Genomic DNA, 21,833 nt, shown 5'->3' with positions numbered 1-21,833 from the left:
CTCGCACGCAAGGAGGCATCATGGGTTCTTTGACCTGTATCACTACCGTCGGGCTGATTTTTGCCGGACTGTCGACCATCGCTCACGCAGCGAAACTCGAAGAGGTTGCGCCGTTTCCCAAAGCAGAGAGCGGTTTCACCCGCCAGGTCATTCATCTTGCCCCACAGACTCAGGAAGACGGCTACCAGGTCGAAATCCTCGCCGGCAAAACCCTGACCGTTGACTGTAATCGCCAACGCCTGGGCGGCATTCTCGAGGAGAAAAACCTCGAAGGCTGGGGCTACCCGTTCTACCGACTGGAAAAAGTCATCGGCCCGATGAGCACGCAGATGGCCTGCCCGGACGGCAAAAGTAAAAAGGACTTTGTGCCGGTGGTCGGTGACGGTTTCATGCTGCGCTACAACAGCAAACTGCCGATCGTGCTCTACGTGCCTAAAGACGTCGAAGTCCGCTACCGGATATGGTCGGCGTCGAGCAAGGTCGAGAAAGCCGTCCAGGAATAACCGTTCTATCCCGTTACAGGAGCGCCATTTTGATTACCTGCCACGTCAAATATGTGATCGATCCGTATCAACTCAGCGAATTCGAAGCCTACGCCAAGGCCTGGCTCGGCATCGTCGAGCGTTTGGGCGGTACGCACCACGGGTACTTCCTGCCTTCCGAGGGCGCGAGCAATATCGCCTACTGCCTGTTCAGCTTTCCTTCGCTGGCGGACTACGAAAGCTACCGGCATATCGCGATGACTGACGCCGAAAGCACCGCGCTCGTAGCTTCGTTGGTCGAGAAGAAGTTTATCGTCAGTTATGAGCGGACCTTCCTGCGCCCGCTGCTGGCCTGATACCGCTCACGCCGGGGTGCCGCTCAACGCGGCGCGTTCGGCCACATGGCGCAAGCTGTCGAAATTGATATTGGCGCCCGAGTCGATCGCTACCAGTGTCTGACCACGGGCACCGGTTTGCGCCACATATTTCTTGATTCCGGCCACGGCCAAGGCACCCGAAGGTTCGGTGATCGAGCGGGTATCGTCGTAGATATTCTTGATGGCGGTGCAGAGTTCGTCGTTGCTGACCGTCAACACCTCATCGACACAGAACCGGCAGACTTCGAAACCGTAAGCACCGATCTGGGCGACGGCGACACCGTCGGCGAAAGTGCCTACGTTCGGCAGGACAACTCGCTCGCCGGCCTGCAATGCCGCATATAAACAGGCGGAATGCTCCGACTCGACGCCGATGATGCGGACGTCTGGTCGCAGGTATTTGACGTACGCCGCGATGCCGGCGATCAGGCCGCCACCCCCCACCGGGACGAAGATCGCGTCCAGCGGACCTTGATGCTGGCGCAGGATTTCCATGGCGACGGTGCCCTGCCCCGCGATCACGTCCGGGTCGTCGAACGGCGAGACAAAGGTGCGACCTGTTTGCCGCGCCAGGTTCAGCGCATAGTCCAGGGCAAACGGAAAACTCTCACCGTGCAGCACCGCATCGGCACCCCGACTGCGCACACCGAGCACCTTCAGTTCCGGCGTCGTGCACGGCATGACAATGGTCGCCGCAATTCCCAGCTCACGGGCTGCTAATGCCACGCCTTGAGCATGATTACCTGCGGAAGCGGTGATTACCCCGCAAGCCTTTTGCTCATCGCTCAGTTGCACCAGTTTGTTGTAGGCACCGCGGATCTTGAAGGAGAAGGTCGGCTGCAGGTCTTCGCGCTTGAGCAGGATCTGATTGCCGAGCGCCTCGGACAACGCTGGCGCCGGTTGCAGCGGCGTACGCACCGCGAGCTCATACACCGGCGCGGCGAGGATCTTTTTTACGTAGTGCTCAAGCAAGGTCTGCTGGGCGGTGGTGCTGCTCATGGTCGTCTCCTGACGTTGATCGGAACCCAGGAGGCAGAAAGTAAAAACCCGCCTCGAGGGCGGGTTGGGTGCTGCAGTCGTGAGCTAGCCCGCCAAATAAGGAATGGCGGTAATAATGCTTGGCTGGCAGCGCAATACAGTGGAAGTCATGCCCGAAAATTAGCCGGACGCTGATGGCAAGTCAATGGCCAATTTTACTCGGCCTCTGTAGGCTGACGACTCTGCTCATCGTCCCAAGGAAGGAAACCATGAAGTCTGTCGCCCTGCCCCTCATTGCCCTGATCGCGTTCGCCGGCTACACCGTTTCGGTGATGCTTCAGGCCGAACAGTCATTGATCGACTTCGGCATCAGCCTGATGTCGCGCCCCGACACAGCGCAGGTGGTGATTGATTTGTATCTGCTGGCGACGCTCGCAGGCATATGGATGTACACGGATGCGTGCAAGCGTGGGCAGTCGGGATGGTCGGTGGTTCCCTACCTTTTGATCACCGCTGTTTTCGTCTCCATCGGGCCACTGTTGTACCTCGTGATCCGCGGCCTGCAGGACCGGAGAAAGTCCGTCACCTCGCCAACCGCCTGAGCCCGAGCACCCATAGATGTAGCAGCTGGCGAAGCCTGCGTCCGGCTGCGCAGCAGTCGTAAAATCATCCAACGCGGTGGTTCAGTTAGACCGAGGTGACTGGGTTGGCGACTGCTGCGCAGCCGAACGCAGCCTTCGGCAGCTGCTACACAGGTGTCGGTTACTTCAGTCCAATCTTGTACAGGGCTCCATCGTCCTCATCGGTCAGCACATATAAGTACCCATCCGGCCCTTGCCGCACATCGCGAATGCGCTTGTTGAGTTCGCCCAGCAATCGCTCTTCGTGAACGACCTTGTCGCCATCGAACTGCAAGCGGATCAACTCCTGGCTCACTAACGCGCCGATAAACACGTTGTGCTGCCAGGCCTTGAAGCGGTCAGCGTCGTAGAACGCCATGCCGCTGAGGCCGGGGGACTTTTCCCAGACGTGGTGCGGGGCGACGGTGCCTTCGGCGGTCTTGCCCTTGGCTTCCGGAATCGGCTGGCCGGAATAGTTGATGCCGTGGGTTGCCATCGGCCAGCCGTAGTTCTTGCCACGCTCGATGATGTTGATTTCATCGCCCCCCTGGGGACCGTGTTCGTTTTCCCAGAGGGTGCCGGTCCAGGGATTGAGCGCCGCGCCTTGCGGATTGCGATGACCGTAGGACCAGATTTCCGGGCGTACGCCGGCCTGACCGACAAAGGGGTTGTCATCCGGCACCTTGCCGTCCGGGTAGATCCGCACGACCTTGCCTTGCAGCTTGTCGAGGTCTTGGGCGGTCGGCCGGTCGTTGTTCTCGCCAAGGGTGATGAACAGATAGCCGTCGCGGTCGAACACCAGGCGCGAACCAAAGTGGTTACCGACCGAAAGCTTGGGTTCCTGGCGGAAGATCACTTTGAAATCCTTTATGGCTGTCAGGTCGTCAGACAAACGTCCACGACCGACCGCCGTCCCGGCCTTGTCGCCCTCACCACCGCCTTCGGCATACGACAGATAGACCGTGCGGTCTTGCTTGAAGTCTGGCGACAACACCACATCCAGCAAGCCGCCCTGCCCTTTGGCCCAAACCTTTGGCACACCACTGAGCGGAGCGGAAAGTTTACCGTCGGCGCTGACCACCCGCAGGTTGCCGGGCCGTTCGGTCACCAGCATCCCTTGGCGATCGGGAAGAAACGCCAAGGCCCAGGGATGTTCGAGCCCCTTGGTCATTGTCGTCACCTCAAGGGTGCCCTGTTCGCTTTTCAGATTCTGGGTCGGCGCCGCGAAAACGGGCGCGGTGGCGGTGATCAGTGCGCTGGCACACAGTGTGGCCAGAAGGGTTTTACGCAACATGCACGATTCCTTTTGTCGCTCGAATGGCTGGCAAGAACGCTGTCGTGCCGTTCAACGGTTGCTGGTGTCTGCGTCTCGATGAGGTGGATTGGGAATGAATGTCGGTGGGGTGGCGGGAGGCGGCCGATTTTGGGGATAGCGGTTGCCGACGCCACCATTATCAAGCGTCGGTGGCCGCGGCACGGGCACTGTGTTTGGGCCACGGATGGCCGGCGCGCTGGGTTGCGTGCCTTGCATGCTGTTGGGATTGGCCCGGCGAATCGGGCTGTTGTAAGGATTGCTGGCATTGCCTGTCGGGTTCTGGGCCAGCAGCAGTGAAGAAGGTGGCGATGCGGTGTCAGCCTGGGCCAGATTGCTCAGCCAGGCACTCAACGCCAACGCGGTGCAGCCGAGCACAAATCTGTTCATGGGGAGCCTCTCGACATCAGCGTGGATAGGAACTTCGATATCACGCTACGCCCAGGGTTCGAATTTGTTAACTAAAACCTCCCCGGCAAGATGTAACACGAATTGACCCGGCCGCCGATACGCCTGCAGGACCGGGTCGCACCCACTGAAACTTTTGCACAGCGTCACCGGTCACCTGAACATCACTCGCGAGAAGACGACCATGGCACGGGCAATCTGGAAAGGCGCGATCAGTTTCGGTCTGGTGCATATCCCTGTGGCGCTGGTTTCGGCGACGTCCTCGCACGGGGTGGATTTTGACTGGCTCGACAGCCGCAGCATGGACCCGGTGGGCTACAAGCGTGTCAACAAGGTCACTGGCAAGGAAGTGACCAAGGAACACATCGTTAAAGGTGTGCAGTATGAAAAGGGTCGGTATGTGGTCCTCAGCGAAGAAGAAATCAAGTCGGCGCACCCGCTGTCCACTCAGACCATCGACATTTTTTCCTTTGTCGACAGCGAGCAGATTCCTCTGCAAAACATCGATACGCCCTATTACCTGGCGCCGGATAAACGCGGTGGCAAGGTCTATGCGCTGTTGCGTGAAACGTTAAGCAAAACCAATAAAGTCGCCTTGGCTCATGTTGTGCTGCACACCCGCCAGCACCTCGCCGCGCTGATGCCGCTGGAATCGGCAATGGTGTTGGTGATGCTGCGCTGGCCCGCCGAAGTGCGAAGTCTGGACACCCTTGAGTTGGGCAGTGAAGTCACCAAGCCCGAACTGGCCAAGGGTGAACTCGACATGGCCAAACGACTGGTTCAGGACATGAGCGCCGACTGGAAACCCGAGGATTATCGCGACAGTTTTGAAGACAAGATCATGGCGTTGGTTGAGAAGAAGGCTAATGAAGGCAAGATCGAAGATGTCGAAACAGCGACTGGCGAAGAGGAGCGCAAAACCGCCGATATTATCGATCTGACCGAGCTGCTTAAACGCAGCCTCGGCGGCAAGAACACGGGCAAAACGAAGCCGGCCGCGAAACCCGCCGCACACAAAAAAGCCACGAAGACTTCTCGTGGCTGATTGAAAGTTTGCGGTGAATGTTAGGCCCTCTTCGCGAGCAAGCCCGCTCCCACATTTGACCACGGTTAACTGTGGGAGCGGGCTTGCTCGCGAAGGCTTCGTACGACGTAACGCAATACTCAGATCAGAACTAAAATCGCCAGCAGGCCACCAAAAATCGCCCACTTTTCGATGTAGTAGAGCTTGCGGTTGCGCTTCTTGAGCGCTTTGCCGCGAAGGCGAATCTTGTAGATTTTGGCGAACAAGCGGTTGATGCCGCCGGTCTTGTCACCCACATCATTCGGCGCACCCGCCGCCGACATCACGTTACGGCTGAACCAGCCATTGAACGCCGCCGCCCAGCGATACTTCATCGGCCGCTCTACGTCGCAGAACAGAATGATGCGGTTCTGCTCGGTAGTGTTTTCGGCGTAATGAATGAAGGTCTCGTCAAACATGACCGCTTCACCGTCGCGCCAGTGGTAGTTCTCGCCATCGACGTTGATGTAGCAACCGGCATCGTTCGGTGTTTCCAGGCCCAGGTGATAGCGGTAGGAACCGGCATACGGATCGCGGTGACGGACCAGTTTCGAGCCCGGTGGCAACTCGGCGAACATCGCGGCCTTGATCGAGCCGATGCTTTGCACCAGTTCGGTGGTGCGCGGGCAGAGTTTCATGGCCGAAGGATGGCTGTCGCCGTACCACTTCAGGTAGAAACGTTTCCAGCCCGTCTTGAAGAACGAGTTGAAGCCGACGTCGTCGTATTGATTTGAGCGCTTGATCTCCCCGGCCCTGAGCAGGTTTTGGCCCTCGGCTCGAATTTCTTCCCAATGGTCCTGCAGCGGACTCAAATCAGGAAAGTCGGCCGGGTTCAGATAAGGCTTGTTGGGGATTTTCGAGAACAGATAAAGGAAGCAGTTGATCGGCGCCAGAAACGTCGAGTGGTCGCTCAGTTGGCGGCCCAGCTTGTGGCGCACGCGTCCGCGCAAGTGAACGTACGCAATGGATACAACGTAAATAGCGGCAATGATCAATTTCACAAAAAATCGTCACACGTCAGAAATGAACAAACTGCGTCCCTTGCCGGCCAATCAGCCCAAGGGTCTTGTGCAGTGTCTGAATACGAAACAACGGTCCCGATGGCGCATCCTTGAGCCCATGCCGACTGTCGGCATCAGGTTGATAGATGGCATTTTAGCCACAGTTTGTAACCAATAGTTAACCTTCAGATGTGAAAATCTGTCCACTGATGCTGCCAAAGTGGCCGTGCGGCCTTAACGCCCTATCGTTTAAAGAGCCAGACCAGTACAATCGCCGCCAAACATTACGCGCCCCCCTTGGTTGATGACGGGAATGAACCCCGTCTCAGCGCACTTCGACTCGGGCCAAGCGCTCCATATGCTGCTGTCCACTTATTGCCAGATGGACCTTCCGCTTCTGACCGGGATGCATTTCCTGTGGTTCGAATAACGGAAACGGGTACTGAATCGGTACTGCCGCAACCCTAGCTACTCTGAATGCTTCGCAGGAAAAACCTTTGATCTCTACAGCTAACATCACGATGCAGTTCGGCGCCAAGCCGCTATTCGAAAACGTTTCGGTCAAATTCGCCGCGGGCAACCGCTACGGCCTGATCGGCGCCAACGGTTGCGGCAAGTCGACTTTCATGAAAATCCTCGGCGACGACCTCGAGCCGTCCGGCGGCCAGGTCATGCTCGAGCCGAACGTGCGTCTGGGTAAATTGCGCCAGGACCAGTTCGCCTACGAAGAATTCACCGTGATCGATACCGTGATCATGGGTCACGAAGAGCTGTGGAAGGTCAAGGCCGAACGCGACCGCATCTACTCGCTGCCGGAAATGACCGAAGAAGACGGCATGGCCGTTGCAGAACTGGAAACCGAATTCGCCGAAATGGACGGCTACACCGCCGAATCCCGTGCTGGCGAATTGCTGCTGGGCCTGGGTATCGGCATCGAGCAGCACTTCGGCCCGATGAGCGAAGTGTCCCCTGGCTGGAAACTGCGCGTATTGCTGGCTCAGGCGCTGTTCTCCGATCCCGAAGTGCTGTTGCTCGACGAACCGACCAACCACCTGGACATCAACACCATCCGCTGGCTGGAAAACATCCTGACCCAGCGCTCCAGCCTGATGATCATCATCTCTCACGACCGTCACTTCCTGAACAGCGTGTGCACCCACATGGCTGACCTGGATTACGGCGAGTTGCGCCTGTTCCCGGGCAACTACGACGAGTACATGACCGTGGCGACCCAGTCCCGCGAGCAGCTGCTGTCGGACAACGCCAAGAAGAAGGCGCAGATCTCGGAACTGCAATCGTTCGTCAGCCGCTTCTCGGCCAACGCCTCGAAAGCCAAGCAAGCGACTTCCCGCGCCAAGGCGATCGACAAGATCCAGCTGGCCGAGGTCAAGCCTTCGAGCCGTGTGAGCCCGTTCATCCGTTTCGAACAAACCAAGAAGCTGCACCGTCAGGCGGTCATCGTCGAGCGCATGGCCAAAGGCTTCGACGGCAAGACACTGTTCAAGGATTTCAGCTTCCAGGTTGAAGCCGGCGAGCGCGTGGCGATCATCGGCCCGAACGGTATCGGTAAAACCACCCTGCTGCGTACCCTGGTCAACGAACTGACCCCGGATGCCGGTACTGTGAAGTGGACCGACGCCGCAGAACTGGGCTACTACGCCCAGGACCACGCGCACGACTTCGAAGACGACTGCAATCTGTTCGACTGGATGGGCCAATGGACCCAGGGCGGCGAGCAAATCGTTCGCGGTACCCTCGGCCGCATGCTGTTCTCCAACGACGAGATCCTCAAGTCGGTCAAGGTCATCTCCGGTGGTGAGCAAGGTCGCATGCTGTTCGGCAAGCTGATCCTGCAAAAGCCAAACGTGCTGATCATGGACGAACCGACCAACCACTTGGACATGGAATCCATCGAGGCGCTGAACCTGGCGCTGGAGAACTACCCGGGCACGCTGATCTTCGTCAGCCACGACCGTGAGTTCGTATCGTCCCTGGCGACCCGCATTATCGAGCTGAGCCCTAGCGGCGTGATCGACTTTAGCGGCACCTATGACGATTACCTGCGAAGCCAGGGCGTTGTGTTCTAAGCGTTCGCTATAAATGAAAAGCCCTGTCCTTGTGACGGGGCTTTTTATTGCCAGAAGATCAAAAGATCGCAGCCTTCGGCAGCTCCTACAGGGGGGACGCATTCCAAAGTAGGAGCTGCCGAAGGCTGCGATCTTTTGATTTTAGTTAGCCTGCTTTCTTTTATTTTGCGCCCGCGCCATGATGCAGTTCTCCTACCGCCGCCCGCGAACGAGCCCCCATGTCTGTGCAGCAACTGCCCCCACAAAGCTCCATGGCGATCACCCTGCAGATCGTCTCCATCGTCTTTTATACCTTTATTGCCTTCCTCTGCATCGGCCTGCCTATTGCGGTGTTGCCGGGCTATGTCCACGAACAGCTCGGTTTCAGCGCGATCATCGCGGGGCTGACCATCGGCTCCCAATACTTGGCCACCCTGCTCAGCCGCCCGATGGCCGGGCGCCTGTCGGACTCCATCGGCACCAAGCGGGCGATTGTTTACGGGTTATCGGGGATTGTGTTGAGCGGCGTGCTGACGTTGATTTCAACGCTGCTGCAAAGTCTTCCGTTGCTGAGTCTGTTGATCCTGATCGCCGGCCGCTTGTTGCTGGGGATTGCCCAGGGATTGATCGGGGTCGGCACCATCAGTTGGTGCATGGGTCAGGTGGGCGCTGAACATACCGCGCGATCGATCTCATGGAACGGCATCGCCTCCTACGGCGCCATCGCTATTGGTGCGCCGCTGGGCGTGGTGATGGTCGGCGAGCTGGGGTTCGCCAGTCTCGGGATCGCGCTGTCGGTGCTGGCGCTGGCGGCGTTAGTGCTGATTCGAAACAAACCCTCGGTGCCGGTGATTCGCGGCGAGCGCCTGCCGTTCTGGGCGGTGTTCGGGCGCATTGCGCCGTTCGGCGCGAGCCTGAGCCTCGCCTCCATCGGTTATGGCACGTTAACCACCTTTATTACCCTGTATTACGTCAGCCGTGGCTGGGCCGGCGCGGCTTATTGCCTGACGGTGTTCGGCGTGTGTTTCATCCTGGCGCGACTGTTGTTCATCTCCAGCATCAGCCGTTTCGGTGGGTTCACCTCGGCCATTGCCTGTATGAGCATTGAAACGGTGGGCCTGGTGTTGCTGTGGCTCGCGCCTTCGACCGGTTATGCGCTGATCGGCGCAGGCCTGACCGGGTTCGGTCTGTCGCTGGTGTATCCGGCGCTGGGGGTCGAAGCGATCAAGCAAGTGCCCAACTCCAGTCGTGGGGCGGGATTGAGTGCTTACGCGGTGTTTTTCGATCTGGCGCTGGCGATTGCCGGGCCGTTGATGGGCGCGGTGGCGTTGAACCTGGGGTACACGTGGATTTTCTTCAGCGCGGCGTTGTTGTCGGTGACTGGCCTCAGTTTGACCCTGTTACTGAAACGCCGCGCAATGAACTGACACTGCAATCCACTGTGGGAGCGGGCTTGCTCGCGAAGGCGGTGGGTCAGTTGATATTAATACTGACTGATACACCGCCTTCGCGAGCAAGCCCGCTCCCACATTACTGATCGGCCGTCTGCATCCCGGCCCGGGTCGGTTTGCCAAGCGCATGAGAGAAGAAACGACCCGCTTCGGAAATCATGTTGCGATGGATGTCTTTGCGGTCTACGCCATCGGCATCGGTACACAGCGCCGGCATGGCGAGGATCTGCTCTTCATTGCAAGGCGCCAGGAACACAAAGTGCCCTGCCCCCGCCAGCAACTTGAAGTCCGGTGCGATCGGCAGTTTGCGCGCCAGGGCGGCGGCATTCTTGTCGAACGCCACCAGTTTGTCGCCGTCGCCACTGTAGAGCAGCACCGGCACATGCACGTCGGCCAGGGTATGGCGACCAAACTTCAGGCTCAGCGGCGCCATGAGAAGCAAGGCGCGAACCCGCGGGTCAGCCACCGGTTGCAAGTCATCGCGGTCAGCAATCAATTCGCCTTGGGTGTTGCAGGCATCGCGGTCGTCCGGGCGTTCCTGACAATAGCGGCGCAGGCGGTCCAGGTCTGGTGTCGCGCCGGACAGAATCAGCGCCGTCTCCCCACCCGCCGAATATCCGATCACACCCACCTGATCGGCATTGACGAAGGGCGCGAGCATTCGATCACCCAGCGTCGCGGTAATGGCTTCGGAAATCTGGATGGGCCGACCGTAAAGGTTACTCAAAGTACCAAGGCGGCTGTGGTCTTTGGAGTTGTCACCGGGGTGGATCACCGCCACCACCACAAACCCTTTGCGTGCCAGCGACGTGGCGAAGTCGTGCAAGGCCAGCGGGGTTCCGGTGTTGCCGTGGGACAGCATCAGCATCGGGAAACGACCGATGGCGACTCGGGTGTCTTCGCCCGCTTCGACCGTGTAGCCCTCGAGGAGGCTGGAGTGCTCCTTTTCACTGGAGGGATAGAAGGCGATGGCGCGCATCGGCTGCAAGTCCAGAGGGTCGAGAAAGCTCATCTCATGGAAACCGACACTCCAGTGAGGATGCGGCGCAGGCGCGGCGTGCACTGAGTTCAGGCTGCTGAGCAGACAAATCAGTAAAGTTGCACAAAGACGCACCATGGGAGGCTCCACCTGGTTACTGACCGGGGACGTTAACCCTCGACTGCATAACTCGGGCCACTATTCAATGAAATTCCGCAACAGCCAGAAACAAAAAACTCCGTATCTGGCACTTGCGTGATCAGAATACAGAGTTTTTTGGGTATTGCCCGAGCTGTTTGATTTTCTTTACAGAAGCCTTACGCAGCGGCGAACAACTGCTCGCTGATTTGCGTGTGAGCGTCGCTCATGGCTTTGGTGCGGACTTCGTCACCGTAGGCAAGGCCATGGGCACGGACGAACTCGAGGTCAGTGATACCGATGAAGCCGAACAGCACTTTCAAGTACTCTTCGTGAGCAACACCAGTCGCCTGACCGGCATGCAGACCACCGGAAGTCGATACGATCACGACTTTCTTGCCACCGCACAGGCCTTCAGGGCCGGCTTCGGTGTAACGGAAGGTCTGACCAGCAACGGCGATGCGGTCGATCCAGGCCTTGAGTTGGGTCGGGATGGTGAAGTTGTACATCGGAGCTGCAATCACCACGGCATCGGCGGCGAGGAATTCGGCCAGGGTGGTGGCGCTCAGCTCGGCTTCGTGTTGCTGCGCGGCGTTACGCAGCTCAGCGGTGGTGCCGGCGGCAACCAGGGTCGTGGCGGAGAAATGGCTGATGGCATCGGCGGCCAGGTCGCGGTAGGTCACTACGGCAGTCGGCTCTGCGGTTTGCCAGGCTTTAACGACTTCGCTGCTCAGCTGACGGGAAGCCGAGTTGTCACCAAGAATGCTCGAATCGATATGCAGCAGTTTCATGTGGGATCTCCAGGTGAGGATCGCTATGAGGCGATCTGATGGGGAGAATCCTACAGGCGAAACCAATAGCTGATTAGACGGCAACAATGCGATAGTTCGTCCTACTGATAGAACAGTCGAGCTCACACCATGCAAGACCTCAATGATCTCTACTACTTCGCCAAGGTGGTTGAAGCCGGTGGCTTCGCGGCGGCCGGGCGTTTGCTCGGAATTCCCAAGTCGCGGTTGTCGCGGCGCATCGCCGAGCTGGAAGAGCGCCTCGGCGCGCGCTTGCTGCAACGCACCACCCGACAACTGAAGCTGACCGCCGTGGGTGAACGTTACCTGCGGCACTGTCAGGCGATGCTGCTGGAAGCTGAAATGGCCGACGAAGCCGTCGCCAGCATGTCCAGCGAACCTCGCGGGCGTTTGCGGGTGTCCTGCCCCGTCGGGTTGGCCCACGAAATTCTGCCGACAGTGATCAGCGATTTCCTTGAGAAGTATCCTCAGGTTCAACTGGAGGTCATGTTGCTCAACCGCCGCGTCGACCTGGTGACCGAGGGCGTCGATGTGGCGCTGCGGGTGCGTGAGTTGGGGGATGAGGATCCGCTGCTGGTCACCCGACGTTTGCGTCAGGCGCAGATGGCGATGGTCGCCAGCCCCGCGTTTTTGCACGGACGTGAAATCAACCACCCCGAAGACCTGAAAAACCTGCCCGTGCTCGGTGCTCTGGAAGCCGACCGCCTGGTGCATATCCGCCTGCTCGACCAACAGGGCAAAAGCTGCGATCTCACCCTCGAAGCGCGATTGGGCATCGATGACTTTATCGTGCGCAAGGCCTGCACCCTCGCTGGCCAGGGTTTTACCATGCTGCCGATGATGTATTGCGAGCAGGAACTGGAAAACGGCTCGTTGGTGCAGTTGTTGCCCGACTGGTCGTTGCCTGGCGGCTGGCTGCAAGCGGTCTACCCTCATCGACGCGGGGTGATGCCGGCCGTACGCGCCTGGCTCGACCATTTGATCGAATCATTCAATGCCTGTGGGGACCGATTGATATGAAGGCTGGACGTATGAGCGAAGAGGATGTCGCGCAATTCTGTCTCGCGCTGCCGGGTGCGCGGGAAGACTACAAGTGGGGTGGCGTGCGGGTGTTTTCGATTGCAGGGAACAAGATGTTTGCCTTGCAGAATCTGCGGGGCGAATCCCTGGCCTTCAAGGTCGACAAGGATTTGTTTCTCGGTCATTGCGACCGCCCGGGAATCCGCCCGGCGCCGTATCTGGCGCGGGCTCAGTGGATCATCATGGAAACGCCCTACCCGTTGGGCCCTGAGGAGCTGCAAGGCTTGTTGCAGCGTTCCCATCAATTGGTGGTGAGCAAGTTGCCCAAGCGCACTCAGGTCGGACTGCTGCTTTAAAACAGCGCGAACAGATGGGCGCCGAGAAACAGCTGGTCGATCCAGAACACCTGATGCATCAGCACGATGATCCAGAACACCAACTGAAACGAGAGCTTGCGCGTCTTGTGACGGAACAGCTGCTGCGCCAGCAAGGCGCCCGGCCAGCCGCCGGCGAGTTCCACCGCATGCAACACGTTCTCCGGTGTGCGCCAATGGTCGGCGCGCGCCTTGCGCTTGTCGCTCCAGTACAGCAAGAACGCCAGCAGGCTGACGACCCCGTACGCAGCCAACGGAATCACGGAAACCCCACGCAACCACAACGACATCGAGCCGTACAGCGGCAGCGCGCACAGCACCGCAAACACCAACAGTTTCAGCTGAAGATTGCGGACTTCTCCAGCGGGCTTGCGTCCGGGGTTGTTGCGCGCGCTGGCGTCATTCATGGCTTGACCGCGGCCCAGTCAACCCAGCCGAACTGCCATGTGGCCAGGATGACCAGGCCAAATGCGATGCGATACCAGGCGAACGCGGCGTAGCTGTGGCTGGCGATGAACTTGAGCAGGCCCTTGACGGCAATCATTGCAAAGATGAACGCGGTGACGAAGCCGATTGCGAACACCGGAAAATCCGACGGGACGAACAGGTGGCGGTATTTGTAGCCCGAGTAAACGGCCGCAGCGACCATGGTCGGCATCGCCAGAAAGAACGAAAACTCGGTAGCGGTCTTGCGCGACAGCCCGAACAACAAGCCACCAATGATCGTCGAGCCGGAACGCGAAGTACCGGGAATCATTGCCAGGCACTGGGCGAAGCCGACTTTCAGGGCATCTTTCCACGTGATCTCATCAACGGTGTCGGCATGCACTTCATGCTGACGCTTTTCGGCCCACAACATGATGATCCCGCCCACAACCAACGCTGTCGCGACGGTGATCGGATTGAACAGGTATTTGTGGATCAAATCGGAAAAAATCACCCCCAGTACCACAGCCGGCATGAAGGCAATCAGCAGGTTTGCGGTAAAGCGGCGAGCGCCGGGCTGCGTTGGCAAACCGGTCACCACATCGATGATCTTGCGGCGGAACTCCCACACCACCGCCAGAATCGCCCCCAGCTGAATAATAATGTTGAAAGCGATGGCTCGCTCGCCACCGAAGTTGAGCAAGTCCGCCACAATGATTTGGTGTCCGGTGCTGGAAATCGGCAAAAACTCCGTCAGCCCTTCCACAACGCCCAAAATCAATGCCTGCAAGGCCGTCCAAAGATCCATCAATCCCCCAAGAAGCGATGCGCCACGGCATGCCTCGTAAATATTTTTTCAGAACGTTGACTGCGGTCAGCGTCGCTGCTGCACCGCGCGCATAGAATCCAGACGGAACCATAAAAATTCCGTGAAAAATCAACTTGGATTCAGGTTTTTCCGTGCGGGGCCGAAATCCTATCAGACAAGTCTGATTAGCGCTGCCGCGTTATTGGACTTGGGTCGGATATGACCGATTGGCAAAGTGTGGTTGGATGCTGGCGATCATTTATTACAAGAAAAAGAAACCGGAGTGACAGCGTTATGAACAGCTTGCGCAGTATGTCGATCAGCCGACGTTTGTGGCTCATCTTGATCGTAGCCGTCCTGATGCTAATGACGTTGGGCGTCTTGATGCTCAAGCAGATTCACGATGACCTGTACCACGCCAAGGCCCAGAAAACCCAGCATGTGGTGCAAACCGCCAGTGGCATTCTGACCTATTACCACGACCTCGAAACCGCCGGCACCCTCACCCGCGACGCCGCGCAGAAGCAGGCACTGAGCGCCGTTCGCGGCCTGCGTTATGACCAGAATGACTACTTCTGGATCAATGACCTGACGCCGGTGATGATCATGCACCCGGCCAACCCGAAGCTTGATGGCCAGAACCTCTCGGCGATCCGCGACCCGGACGGTTTTGCCCTGTTTAACGAAATGGTCGCCGTCGCCAAGTCCAAGGGTGCCGGCACCGTCGACTATCGCTGGCCGAAACCGGGCGCCAGCGCGCCGGTGGAAAAAACCTCCTACATCAAACTCTTCGAGCCCTGGGGTTGGGTGATCGGTTCGGGCGTGTATATCGATGACATGCAGGCCGAGTTCTATGGCCAGGTCTGGAAGGCCTCGCTCGTGGGGCTGGTGATTGCCCTGATCATGGCGCTGCTGGTCATCCTGATTGCCCGCAGCATCGTGCGTCCACTGCAGGAAACCGTGAACGCCATGGCCAACATCGCCAGCGGCGAGAGCGACCTGACCCACAGCCTCGACACCCACGGCCAGGATGAAGTCACGCAACTGGCACGCCACTTCAACGCCTTCACCGCCAAGCTGCGACTGGTGATCAGGGAACTGCAAGTGTCCGCCAGTGCCCTGGGCCAGTCTTCCAGCGAACTGGGCAACGACGCGGCCCAGGCCCAGCAACGCAGTCAGCAACAGTCCCAGCAAATGGAACTGGTGGCCACAGCCATCAATGAAGTGACATATGGCGTGCACGACGTCGCGAAAAACGCCGAGCACGCCGCCAGCGAAATGCGCGATGCCGAGTCTCAGGCGCAGCAAGGTCAGGTCAACATCGATGGCAGCCTGCAACAGATCGACAAGCTGTCGTCGACCATCGATCAGGCGGTGGAAGTGATTCGTACCCTGGCCGCCGAAAGCACGCAGATCGGCAGCGTCCTCGAGGTGATCCGCTCCATCGCCGAGCAAACCAACCTGCTGGCCCTCAACGCGGCCATCGAAGCCGCCCGGGCCGGCGAGCAAGGTCGCGGTTTTGCGGTAGTGGCCGATGAAGTGCGACTGTTGGCCCAGCGCACCCAGAAGTCCACGGCCGAGATCCAGTCGATGATCGAACGCCTGCAAAGCCATTCCGAAGCAGCGGTCAAAGTGATCGGCGACAGCAGCCGTGCATCGCAGTTGACCATCGAGCAGGCCGGCCTGGCCGGTGCAAGCCTGAATGCCATTGCCCAGGCGCTGCGCAACCTCAACGGGTTGAACGCCTCCATCGCCAGCGCGACCTTGCAACAGGCGCATGTGGTCGAGGACATCAACCAGAACGTCACCCAGGCGGCCGGTTTGTCCCACAGCACGGCGCTGGCGGCCGAACAGTCGAGCGTGGCCAGCGTACATCTGAAGGAATTGAGTGAGCAATTGAACGGGCTGCTCAGGCAGTTCCGGGTGTAACGACAGCCCCTGCTACAAAGGGCGGCGCACGCCGGTTCTACTTGGCGGCGCCTGCCGTTACAATCCGCCCCCTCTTCGACTTCCCCCAAGGAACCTCCATGTCCGGGCTTGAACTGTTTGCCGCCGCCCTCGGTGTCATTGCCGTCTGGTTGACGGTCAAACAGAACCCCTGGTGCTGGCCGATCGGCCTGGTCATGGTGCTGCTTTATAGCTGGATCTTTTTTGAGGTGAAGCTCTACTCGGACATGCTCCTGCAGGTGATCTACGCCGCATTGCAGCTCTATGGCTGGTGGCAGTGGACGCAGGCGGGGGGCGCGCAACAGGGTCGGCAGGTCAGCCTGCTCGACGGTAAATCGGTCGCTATCAGTCTGGTCATTGGAGCGGTCGGCAGTCTGTTGCTGGGCGCTGCAATGGCGAACTGGACCGATGCCGCACAACCCTGGCTCGATGCGGCACTGACTGGCTTCAGCCTGGTGGCGCAGGTATGGATGGCGCAAAAACGCGTTCAATGCTGGCCGCTGTGGTTCACCCTGGATGTGATCTTCGTCGGGCTGTTTATCTACAAAGACCTGTACCTGACTGCCGGGCTCTACGCGCTGTTCGCCCTGATTGCCGTGCAAGGCTGGCGGGAATGGCGGGCCGATCCGGCGTTGCGCACATGAAAGTTCTGGTACTCACAGGCCCCGAATCCAGCGGCAAGAGTTGGCTGGCAGCCGAGTTACAACAGCATTTCGGCGGGGGCATGGTAGACGAATATGTACGCTGGTTCATCGAACAAAACCCACGAGACACCTGCCTGGCCGACATTCCGGAAATCGCCCGAGGGCAGCTGAAATGGGAGGATGAGGCACGCGCCCGGCAGCCACATTTGCTGATTCTCGACACTCACTTGCTGAGCAACATCCTCTGGAGCCAGACCTTGTTTGGCGCTTGCCCGACGTGGATCGAGCACGCATTGCTGGCACGGCACTACGACCTGCATTTACTGCTGAGCCCTGAAACCGTGGCCTGGCATGACGATGGGCAGCGTTGCCAACCGCAACTGGCAGAACGCCAGGCGTTTTTCCAGGTCAGCCGCCAATGGCTTGACCTGCACCACCAGCCTTACCAGGTGCTGCAAGGTGATTGGAAGCAGCGCAAGGATGCCGCATTCGAGGCTGTGATGCGCCTGCTAAAGACCTGACAGCGGTACCCCGCCCTGCCGAAAATGTCCACTCCTGAAACACCATCCCCTGCGCAAACCCGCGAGCTAAAGCGGCTCAAGCACTCCTGCAAGAAAATGTTAAGCCACTGATACAACCTGCCTTCAGCGCCCTTAGCGAGCAATACCGCCAGCATGGACGGCGTTTTTGCGTGGTTCTGTCTCAGTGGCGTTACAAAACTTATTGACCACCTCGACAATTAAAGCCAACCAACTGTTTTTAAAAGAAAAACGAAAACCGGCACACCTTCTGCTCTCTTCCTCGCAACGCTGATAAGGGCCAGCGTTCCACTTACAGAAGGAATTGCCGCCGTGGGGAAACTTGTAAACAACATCTATAGCCTCCTGCTGATCGGATGCGCACTGGGCTCAAGTGTCTGCCTGCCCGTACAGGCTGACAACGGCATCATTATTATCAAACGAGATGTCCAACCGCGCATGGCAACGCGTGCACCAGTGGCGCCCGACCCTAACCCCACGACCGCCAATGCCAATCCGTCCAAAGAAATCCTCGCGCAAACGAGCGAATTGAGCGACGGCGACTTTGCCAGCGTCGCCAGTGGTGCAAGTATCTCCCGCCTGATCACTCAAAACACCAACAACCTGGGCGGCAATATCAGCAACCAGACCCAGCTTTCCAACCTCCCCGCTGGACGTTCGGGAAATGCTGGCAACGGTATTGCCAACATGGTCAATTCAAGCGTCCAGCAAGGCCTGGGTGCTCTGAAAGTCATAACGGGAGACCGTTGAGATGAATCGTACGCTGCTGATTATCGCCATGTTTTGCAGTGCATCGACCTTTGCCCAATCCCCCGTCATCGATAACGCCAACATCGACGGTTCGGGCGTCCAGTACCAGGGCAACCTCGGGGTCAACCAGGCTGCCGGCGACCTGCAGCAGCAGGCGAACGCCCGGGCCATCGCCGTTGGCCATGGAGCCAGCGCGACCACACAGATTCGCCAACGGCTGCGTACGGTGGTCGACCCCAGGATCGATGCGCGATCCAGCATTCAAGGCGACTCCTTCAGCCACGGCAACGGCGTACTGGGCGTCAACCAGAGCGCGGGCGCCAGCAACCAGCAAGCCAATGCCCTGCGGATAAGCATCGGTACACAGCCGCAAAGCATCGACGACAGCGTCCTCAGGCAACAGAACGTGACGCTGATCACCAACTCCGATCCAACGGACTCTGCACCAGGCTATCGCCAGGTCGCTACCAGCGATCAGGCCTTCACCGGTAGCCGTGGGGTGATCCAGTTGAATCAGAGCGCCGGGGTGGGAAACCGAACGGCCAATACCCTGAGCGTACGGGTCACGGATTGACCCAAACAGGTAGGTACAACACTTAACCTAAAATAAGTACGGAGAACCACCATGAAACCTTCGATGGCAATAAAGCCTCTGGTTTTTGCAATCGCTGCGGTCTTGGCTGTTGCTGCACAAGCTGGGCAGCGTGACGACCACCACAATGGCCACCACAATGGCCATAACAACGGTCACCACACCCCTCCTCCAACAAAGATCCCTGTCTATGCGACGGCCAAGGCTTGGGATAACCAGTCCAGTACCGGCAACCGCATCCTCAACCAAGGGACTCAGAACAACGCTGAGATGAGTAGCTCTGGCACAGGCGCCAGCGGCAACGTCGGCGTCAACGTTGCTGCAGGCGACGGCAACCAACAAGACAACGCGGCCGCCATCGCAAACGCTGGCGCCACCTCCAGTCTCGATAACACCTTTGTGTTCGGCATGGCCGATGCCAGCGCTAAAGTCACGCAATACAGCAACGATAACAAGGTCTACAACTACGGAAGCACAGCCTCTGCCGTGATGAGCGGATCGGGTAATGGCAGCAGCGGCAATATGGGTATCAACATTGCTGGCGGCGACCTTAACCAACAGAAAAACACCATGGCAATTGCCAACTCCAACGCCTCGCTCGGTAGCGCAACGGCCTCCGCCTCTGCCGATCAAAGGAGTCCTGGTCTGACAGTGACTAACAACGCCGATCGGACGTACCGCGTTGATACGATTACGGTTACCAACACGGCCAGCGGTAGTTTCTCTAAAGATAAGTCATTCGATGTTAGCGGCAGTGAAAGCGCTTCTTCGAGCTGGGCCGCGGCCGGTGCCAAGAGCTCTAATTCCAGCGGCTCCCTTAGCGTTGATATAAGCGGTTCGAAGAGCAGCAATGCGAGCGGTTCCAACAGCAGTACTGCGAGCGGTTCTAACAGCAGTTCTGCAAGCGGTTCCAACAGCAGCAGTGCAAGCGGTTCTTCGAGTGCATCCTTGAGCGCTTCCTTGAGCGCTAGTTTGGATGCTGCTGCGGCGGCTTCCAGTTCCACTACCTTCAATAATGGCAATGGCGATCGCACCCGCAGCAGGAGTTCCGACGCTTCGCTTACCGCATCGGTTGACGCATCGCTTGACGTATCGCGCGATACCTCGTTCGACAGATCTCGCGATTCCTCGTTCGACAGATCTCGCGACTCCTCGTACGACAGAGCTCACGACTCCTCGTACGACAAATCGCGCGATTCCTCGTTCGCAAAATCGTTCGATAAATCGTTCGAGAAATCGAACGCTTCCTCGTTCGAAAAATCGGGCAGCAAATCGTCCGAATCCGAGTTCGCAAAAGCAGGAAGCTTCAGTGAAAGCAGCTCATTTGATTTGAGCAACACCTACTCTTATCAAGTGCTGACTCCAACTGGCTGGGCCAACCCTATCACCAACACTGCAACCCTGAGCGGTTCGGTGAATGGCGGTAGCGGCAACCTGGGCGTCAACGTGGCTGCCGGTGTGGGTAACCAACAAAGCAACTCGCTGTCCATTGCCAACCAGTCGTTCTAATTGTTGTCTCTTGAGGCCCCCTTATGGGGGCCTTTTTCAACACAACCAGAAGGCGTCCCACTATGCGCATTATCGCCTTGGCATTTTTGCTTTGCGTGGCCAGTGTGATCGAGGCTGCACAACTGCCGCTTTCCGTCCTGCCGGGCGGCGCGGTGGTGTATAAGCCGATCCAGAGCATACGCGAGCGTAAATTTGCCAACCTGGTGCAACAGAAAACCGACTTCAGTTGCGGCGCAGCTGCGCTGGCGACCGTATTGCGCCAGGCCTATTGGCTGGACGTGAACGAAGAACAAATCATCGAAGGCATGCTGGCAAACTCCGATCAGGATCTTGTCCGCGTCCAGGGCTTTTCCATGCTCGACATGAAGCGCTACGTGGAAAGTCTCGGCATGCGGGCCCGTGGTTACCGGGTAGCGACGCAAACGTTGAGCGAGATCAGAATTCCGGTTGTGGTGCTCATGGATATCCGTGGCTACAAACATTTTGTGGTCATGCAAAAAGTCCATGAGGGCTGGGTCTATATCGGCGATCCGGTACTCGGTCATAAACGTTACAAAGTCGAAGACTTTGTAAAAGGCTGGAACGGCATCATCTTTGCCGTCATCGGCCAGGGCTACGACAAAACCAATGCGTTGCTCGACCCTCCCCTGCCACTGACCGCCAAGAACCGCATCAACACCTTCAGCCCGGTGCAAGACGCAGAGTTGATGGATTTCGGATTCATCCAAAGCGACTTCTTCTAATAACAAGGGAGCACGACGCTCCGGGAGCATTCCAATGAAGACTCCAATCTGGCTGGCCGTGGTTTGCCTGGCCGCCAGCCTGCCGGCCCAGGCACAGATATTCAAACCCATTGAACTGAACGATCAGGAATTGGCGAGCTTGCGAGGCCGCTATGTCATGCCCGGACGGATCGTCAGTTTCGGCATTGTCATGACCAGCACTTGGCAAAATGCCAACGGTGAAGTGATCGGGGCAACTTCCTCGATGCAAATTCAACAATCGACCATCACGCCACAGTTCTATGTGTCGATCATCAACGAAAAAGGTAATGGCTCAGCGAGTTCGCAAGGCACCGGTACCATCACGGGTGGCAGCGGCCTCAACACCACAGAAGGCGTCACTCAAGTCGTGCGCGCTGCCGGCGACCATAACACTGCCTACAACAACGTTGATATCAACGTCACAAAGGCTAACCAAGCGCCAGATACGCAACAGCAGGGCCAGGCACTGGCCGCTGGCTCGACGTTGGTCGGCGCCAATGGCGCGGGCTCGCTGAGCATTTCCTCGGCCGGTACGGGTGTGCAACTCAACATCGTGGCCAACAACAACCAGGGCAGTACCGTACAACGCCTGGGCCAGGGTGGGCTGATGCAGAACACGACGTTGCTCGGCGGTGGCAACCAGGTCCGCAACTTCACGTCCCTCAATATCGTGCTGCGTGACAACGCAGCGACAGGCGGGTCGCTGAACGGCAACCTGGACCAGCTCAAAGGTCTTCGCACTCAAGGATTCTGATCTACGCTCAGTCTCATCAGAT

The 21,833-nt window shown here is 58.4% G+C and carries 23 protein-coding genes and 1 pseudogene; 16 read left to right on the top strand and 8 right to left on the bottom strand.

Annotation, left to right across the window (positions count from 1 at the left end):
* Positions 1–20 precede the first annotated feature (20 nt).
* Positions 21–503 (top strand): serine protease inhibitor ecotin, encoded by a 483-nt coding sequence (eco, locus tag ASC74_RS05945; protein ID WP_056740039.1) that lies wholly within the window; start codon positions 21–23, stop codon positions 501–503.
* Positions 504–532: 29 nt separating this feature from the next.
* A complete protein-coding gene (locus ASC74_RS05940) occupies positions 533–838 on the top strand; it encodes an NIPSNAP family protein (RefSeq protein ID WP_033055038.1) in 306 nt (101 codons plus the stop codon).
* Between the two features lie 24 nt (positions 839–862).
* Here ASC74_RS05940 and ilvA read toward each other — a convergent pair.
* Positions 863–1,858: pseudogene (gene ilvA, locus ASC74_RS05935) on the bottom strand (threonine ammonia-lyase, biosynthetic); the annotation flags it as partial.
* Between the two features lie 248 nt (positions 1,859–2,106).
* Between ilvA and ASC74_RS05930 the strand changes: the two are divergent.
* The gene (locus tag ASC74_RS05930; protein WP_056740037.1) at positions 2,107–2,439 is read left to right on the top strand and encodes a DUF2834 domain-containing protein; all 333 of its coding nucleotides are present in this window, start codon (positions 2,107–2,109) and stop codon (positions 2,437–2,439) included.
* A 160-nt stretch (positions 2,440–2,599) separates the two neighbouring features.
* Here the strand turns inward: ASC74_RS05930 and ASC74_RS05925 are convergent, their stop codons facing one another.
* Entirely contained in the window at positions 2,600–3,751 is a 1,152-nt protein-coding gene (locus tag ASC74_RS05925; RefSeq protein WP_056740035.1) for a PQQ-dependent sugar dehydrogenase, read from the bottom strand.
* 51 nt (positions 3,752–3,802) lie between these two features.
* Complete coding sequence (locus tag ASC74_RS05920; RefSeq protein ID WP_056740033.1) at positions 3,803–4,159, bottom strand: hypothetical protein; 357 nt, start codon at positions 4,157–4,159, stop codon at positions 3,803–3,805.
* 202 nt (positions 4,160–4,361) lie between these two features.
* Between ASC74_RS05920 and ku the strand changes: the two genes are divergently transcribed.
* On the top strand, positions 4,362–5,222 hold the full coding sequence (gene ku / locus ASC74_RS05915; protein ID WP_056740110.1) for a non-homologous end joining protein Ku: 861 nt from the start codon (positions 4,362–4,364) through the stop codon (positions 5,220–5,222).
* 119 nt (positions 5,223–5,341) lie between these two features.
* Here ku and lpxO read toward each other — a convergent pair whose 3' ends face one another.
* Entirely contained in the window at positions 5,342–6,241 is a 900-nt protein-coding gene (lpxO, locus tag ASC74_RS05910) for a lipid A hydroxylase LpxO (protein ID WP_056740031.1), read from the bottom strand.
* 497 nt (positions 6,242–6,738) lie between these two features.
* Between lpxO and ASC74_RS05905 the strand changes: the two genes are divergently transcribed.
* Both ASC74_RS05905 and ASC74_RS05900 read left to right on the top strand, forming a co-directional pair.
* Positions 6,739–8,328 (top strand): ABC-F family ATPase, encoded by a 1,590-nt coding sequence (locus ASC74_RS05905; protein WP_008149954.1) that lies wholly within the window; start codon positions 6,739–6,741, stop codon positions 8,326–8,328.
* Positions 8,329–8,546: 218 nt separating this feature from the next.
* The gene (locus tag ASC74_RS05900) at positions 8,547–9,734 is read left to right on the top strand and encodes an MFS transporter (protein WP_056740030.1); all 1,188 of its coding nucleotides are present in this window, start codon (positions 8,547–8,549) and stop codon (positions 9,732–9,734) included.
* Positions 9,735–9,837: 103 nt separating this feature from the next.
* Here the strand turns inward: ASC74_RS05900 and ASC74_RS05895 are convergent, their stop codons facing one another.
* Together ASC74_RS05895 and ASC74_RS05890 are read right to left on the bottom strand one after the other, a co-directional pair.
* Positions 9,838–10,875 (bottom strand): alpha/beta hydrolase family protein, encoded by a 1,038-nt coding sequence (locus tag ASC74_RS05895; RefSeq protein ID WP_056740028.1) that lies wholly within the window; start codon positions 10,873–10,875, stop codon positions 9,838–9,840.
* A 179-nt stretch (positions 10,876–11,054) separates the two neighbouring features.
* Positions 11,055–11,666: an FMN-dependent NADH-azoreductase gene (locus ASC74_RS05890; RefSeq protein ID WP_056740026.1), complete on the bottom strand. Its 612-nt coding sequence runs from the start codon at positions 11,664–11,666 to the stop codon at positions 11,055–11,057.
* Between the two features lie 129 nt (positions 11,667–11,795).
* Here ASC74_RS05890 and ASC74_RS05885 point away from each other — a divergent pair, with 129 nt between their 5' ends.
* Positions 11,796–12,704 carry a LysR substrate-binding domain-containing protein gene (locus tag ASC74_RS05885; protein ID WP_056740024.1) on the top strand — a complete coding sequence of 303 codons (909 nt, stop codon included), beginning with the start codon at positions 11,796–11,798 and terminating at the stop codon, positions 12,702–12,704.
* Positions 12,701–13,060 (top strand): MmcQ/YjbR family DNA-binding protein, encoded by a 360-nt coding sequence (locus ASC74_RS05880; RefSeq protein WP_008149946.1) that lies wholly within the window; start codon positions 12,701–12,703, stop codon positions 13,058–13,060. The genes ASC74_RS05885 and ASC74_RS05880 overlap by 4 nt, the downstream gene beginning before the upstream one ends.
* On the opposite strand, the gene ASC74_RS05875 is transcribed toward ASC74_RS05880, so the two are convergent.
* The gene (locus tag ASC74_RS05875; protein ID WP_056740022.1) at positions 13,057–13,485 is read right to left on the bottom strand and encodes a DUF1294 domain-containing protein; all 429 of its coding nucleotides are present in this window, start codon (positions 13,483–13,485) and stop codon (positions 13,057–13,059) included. The two genes, ASC74_RS05880 and ASC74_RS05875, sit on opposite strands and share 4 nt — an antisense overlap.
* Entirely contained in the window at positions 13,482–14,312 is an 831-nt protein-coding gene (locus ASC74_RS05870; protein WP_056740020.1) for an undecaprenyl-diphosphate phosphatase, read from the bottom strand. The genes ASC74_RS05875 and ASC74_RS05870 overlap by 4 nt, the downstream gene beginning before the upstream one ends.
* Before the next feature lie 294 nt (positions 14,313–14,606).
* Between ASC74_RS05870 and ASC74_RS05865 the strand changes: the two genes are divergently transcribed.
* The 8 genes from ASC74_RS05865 to ASC74_RS05830 all read left to right on the top strand — a co-directional run bounded on the left by ASC74_RS05865 (position 14,607) and on the right by ASC74_RS05830 (position 21,811).
* Positions 14,607–16,241 carry a methyl-accepting chemotaxis protein gene (locus tag ASC74_RS05865; protein ID WP_056740018.1) on the top strand — a complete coding sequence of 545 codons (1,635 nt, stop codon included), beginning with the start codon at positions 14,607–14,609 and terminating at the stop codon, positions 16,239–16,241.
* 98 nt (positions 16,242–16,339) lie between these two features.
* Positions 16,340–16,903, top strand: a complete 564-nt coding sequence (gene pnuC, locus ASC74_RS05860; protein ID WP_056740016.1) for a nicotinamide riboside transporter PnuC — start codon at positions 16,340–16,342, stop codon at positions 16,901–16,903.
* Positions 16,900–17,424: an AAA family ATPase gene (locus ASC74_RS05855; protein WP_056740014.1), complete on the top strand. Its 525-nt coding sequence runs from the start codon at positions 16,900–16,902 to the stop codon at positions 17,422–17,424. The genes pnuC and ASC74_RS05855 overlap by 4 nt, the downstream gene beginning before the upstream one ends.
* A 330-nt stretch (positions 17,425–17,754) precedes the next feature.
* On the top strand, positions 17,755–18,192 hold the full coding sequence (locus ASC74_RS05850; RefSeq protein WP_056740012.1) for a hypothetical protein: 438 nt from the start codon (positions 17,755–17,757) through the stop codon (positions 18,190–18,192).
* A 1-nt stretch (position 18,193) separates the two neighbouring features.
* Positions 18,194–18,766: a hypothetical protein gene (locus ASC74_RS05845; RefSeq protein ID WP_056740010.1), complete on the top strand. Its 573-nt coding sequence runs from the start codon at positions 18,194–18,196 to the stop codon at positions 18,764–18,766.
* A 51-nt stretch (positions 18,767–18,817) separates the two neighbouring features.
* A complete protein-coding gene (locus ASC74_RS05840; protein WP_056740008.1) occupies positions 18,818–20,293 on the top strand; it encodes a hypothetical protein in 1,476 nt (491 codons plus the stop codon).
* 62 nt (positions 20,294–20,355) lie between these two features.
* Positions 20,356–21,036: a C39 family peptidase gene (locus ASC74_RS05835; RefSeq protein WP_056740006.1), complete on the top strand. Its 681-nt coding sequence runs from the start codon at positions 20,356–20,358 to the stop codon at positions 21,034–21,036.
* 34 nt (positions 21,037–21,070) lie between these two features.
* Positions 21,071–21,811: a hypothetical protein gene (locus tag ASC74_RS05830; RefSeq protein WP_056740005.1), complete on the top strand. Its 741-nt coding sequence runs from the start codon at positions 21,071–21,073 to the stop codon at positions 21,809–21,811.
* Positions 21,812–21,833 lie beyond the last annotated feature (22 nt).

The organism is Pseudomonas sp. Root329 (assembly GCF_001424925.1).
Classification (GTDB): domain Bacteria; phylum Pseudomonadota; class Gammaproteobacteria; order Pseudomonadales; family Pseudomonadaceae; genus Aquipseudomonas; species Aquipseudomonas arabinosi.
The sequence above is the reverse complement of the archived record's forward strand: the minus strand, read 5'-3'. Positions and strand labels throughout refer to the sequence as shown.

What these genes read in the sequence shown, in the direction of transcription:
- ASC74_RS05865 (WP_056740018.1), top strand. Translation starts at nt 14,607, where the DNA reads ATGAACAGCTTGCGCAGTATGTCGATCAGCCGACGTTTGTGGCTCATC.
- ASC74_RS05875 (WP_056740022.1), bottom strand. Translation starts at nt 13,485, where the DNA reads ATGAATGACGCCAGCGCGCGCAACAACCCCGGACGCAAGCCCGCTGGA.
- ASC74_RS05925 (WP_056740035.1), bottom strand. Translation starts at nt 3,751, where the DNA reads ATGTTGCGTAAAACCCTTCTGGCCACACTGTGTGCCAGCGCACTGATC.
- ASC74_RS05840 (WP_056740008.1), top strand. Translation starts at nt 18,818, where the DNA reads ATGAAACCTTCGATGGCAATAAAGCCTCTGGTTTTTGCAATCGCTGCG.
- ASC74_RS05855 (WP_056740014.1), top strand. Translation starts at nt 16,900, where the DNA reads ATGAAAGTTCTGGTACTCACAGGCCCCGAATCCAGCGGCAAGAGTTGG.
- ASC74_RS05920 (WP_056740033.1), bottom strand. Translation starts at nt 4,159, where the DNA reads ATGAACAGATTTGTGCTCGGCTGCACCGCGTTGGCGTTGAGTGCCTGG.
- ASC74_RS05895 (WP_056740028.1), bottom strand. Translation starts at nt 10,875, where the DNA reads ATGGTGCGTCTTTGTGCAACTTTACTGATTTGTCTGCTCAGCAGCCTG.
- ASC74_RS05870 (WP_056740020.1), bottom strand. Translation starts at nt 14,312, where the DNA reads ATGGATCTTTGGACGGCCTTGCAGGCATTGATTTTGGGCGTTGTGGAA.
- ASC74_RS05900 (WP_056740030.1), top strand. Translation starts at nt 8,547, where the DNA reads ATGTCTGTGCAGCAACTGCCCCCACAAAGCTCCATGGCGATCACCCTG.
- ASC74_RS05890 (WP_056740026.1), bottom strand. Translation starts at nt 11,666, where the DNA reads ATGAAACTGCTGCATATCGATTCGAGCATTCTTGGTGACAACTCGGCT.
- ASC74_RS05835 (WP_056740006.1), top strand. Translation starts at nt 20,356, where the DNA reads ATGCGCATTATCGCCTTGGCATTTTTGCTTTGCGTGGCCAGTGTGATC.
- ASC74_RS05845 (WP_056740010.1), top strand. Translation starts at nt 18,194, where the DNA reads ATGAATCGTACGCTGCTGATTATCGCCATGTTTTGCAGTGCATCGACC.
- ASC74_RS05930 (WP_056740037.1), top strand. Translation starts at nt 2,107, where the DNA reads ATGAAGTCTGTCGCCCTGCCCCTCATTGCCCTGATCGCGTTCGCCGGC.
- ASC74_RS05885 (WP_056740024.1), top strand. Translation starts at nt 11,796, where the DNA reads ATGCAAGACCTCAATGATCTCTACTACTTCGCCAAGGTGGTTGAAGCC.
- ASC74_RS05830 (WP_056740005.1), top strand. Translation starts at nt 21,071, where the DNA reads ATGAAGACTCCAATCTGGCTGGCCGTGGTTTGCCTGGCCGCCAGCCTG.
- eco (WP_056740039.1), top strand. Translation starts at nt 21, where the DNA reads ATGGGTTCTTTGACCTGTATCACTACCGTCGGGCTGATTTTTGCCGGA.
- ASC74_RS05880 (WP_008149946.1), top strand. Translation starts at nt 12,701, where the DNA reads ATGAAGGCTGGACGTATGAGCGAAGAGGATGTCGCGCAATTCTGTCTC.
- ku (WP_056740110.1), top strand. Translation starts at nt 4,362, where the DNA reads ATGGCACGGGCAATCTGGAAAGGCGCGATCAGTTTCGGTCTGGTGCAT.
- pnuC (WP_056740016.1), top strand. Translation starts at nt 16,340, where the DNA reads ATGTCCGGGCTTGAACTGTTTGCCGCCGCCCTCGGTGTCATTGCCGTC.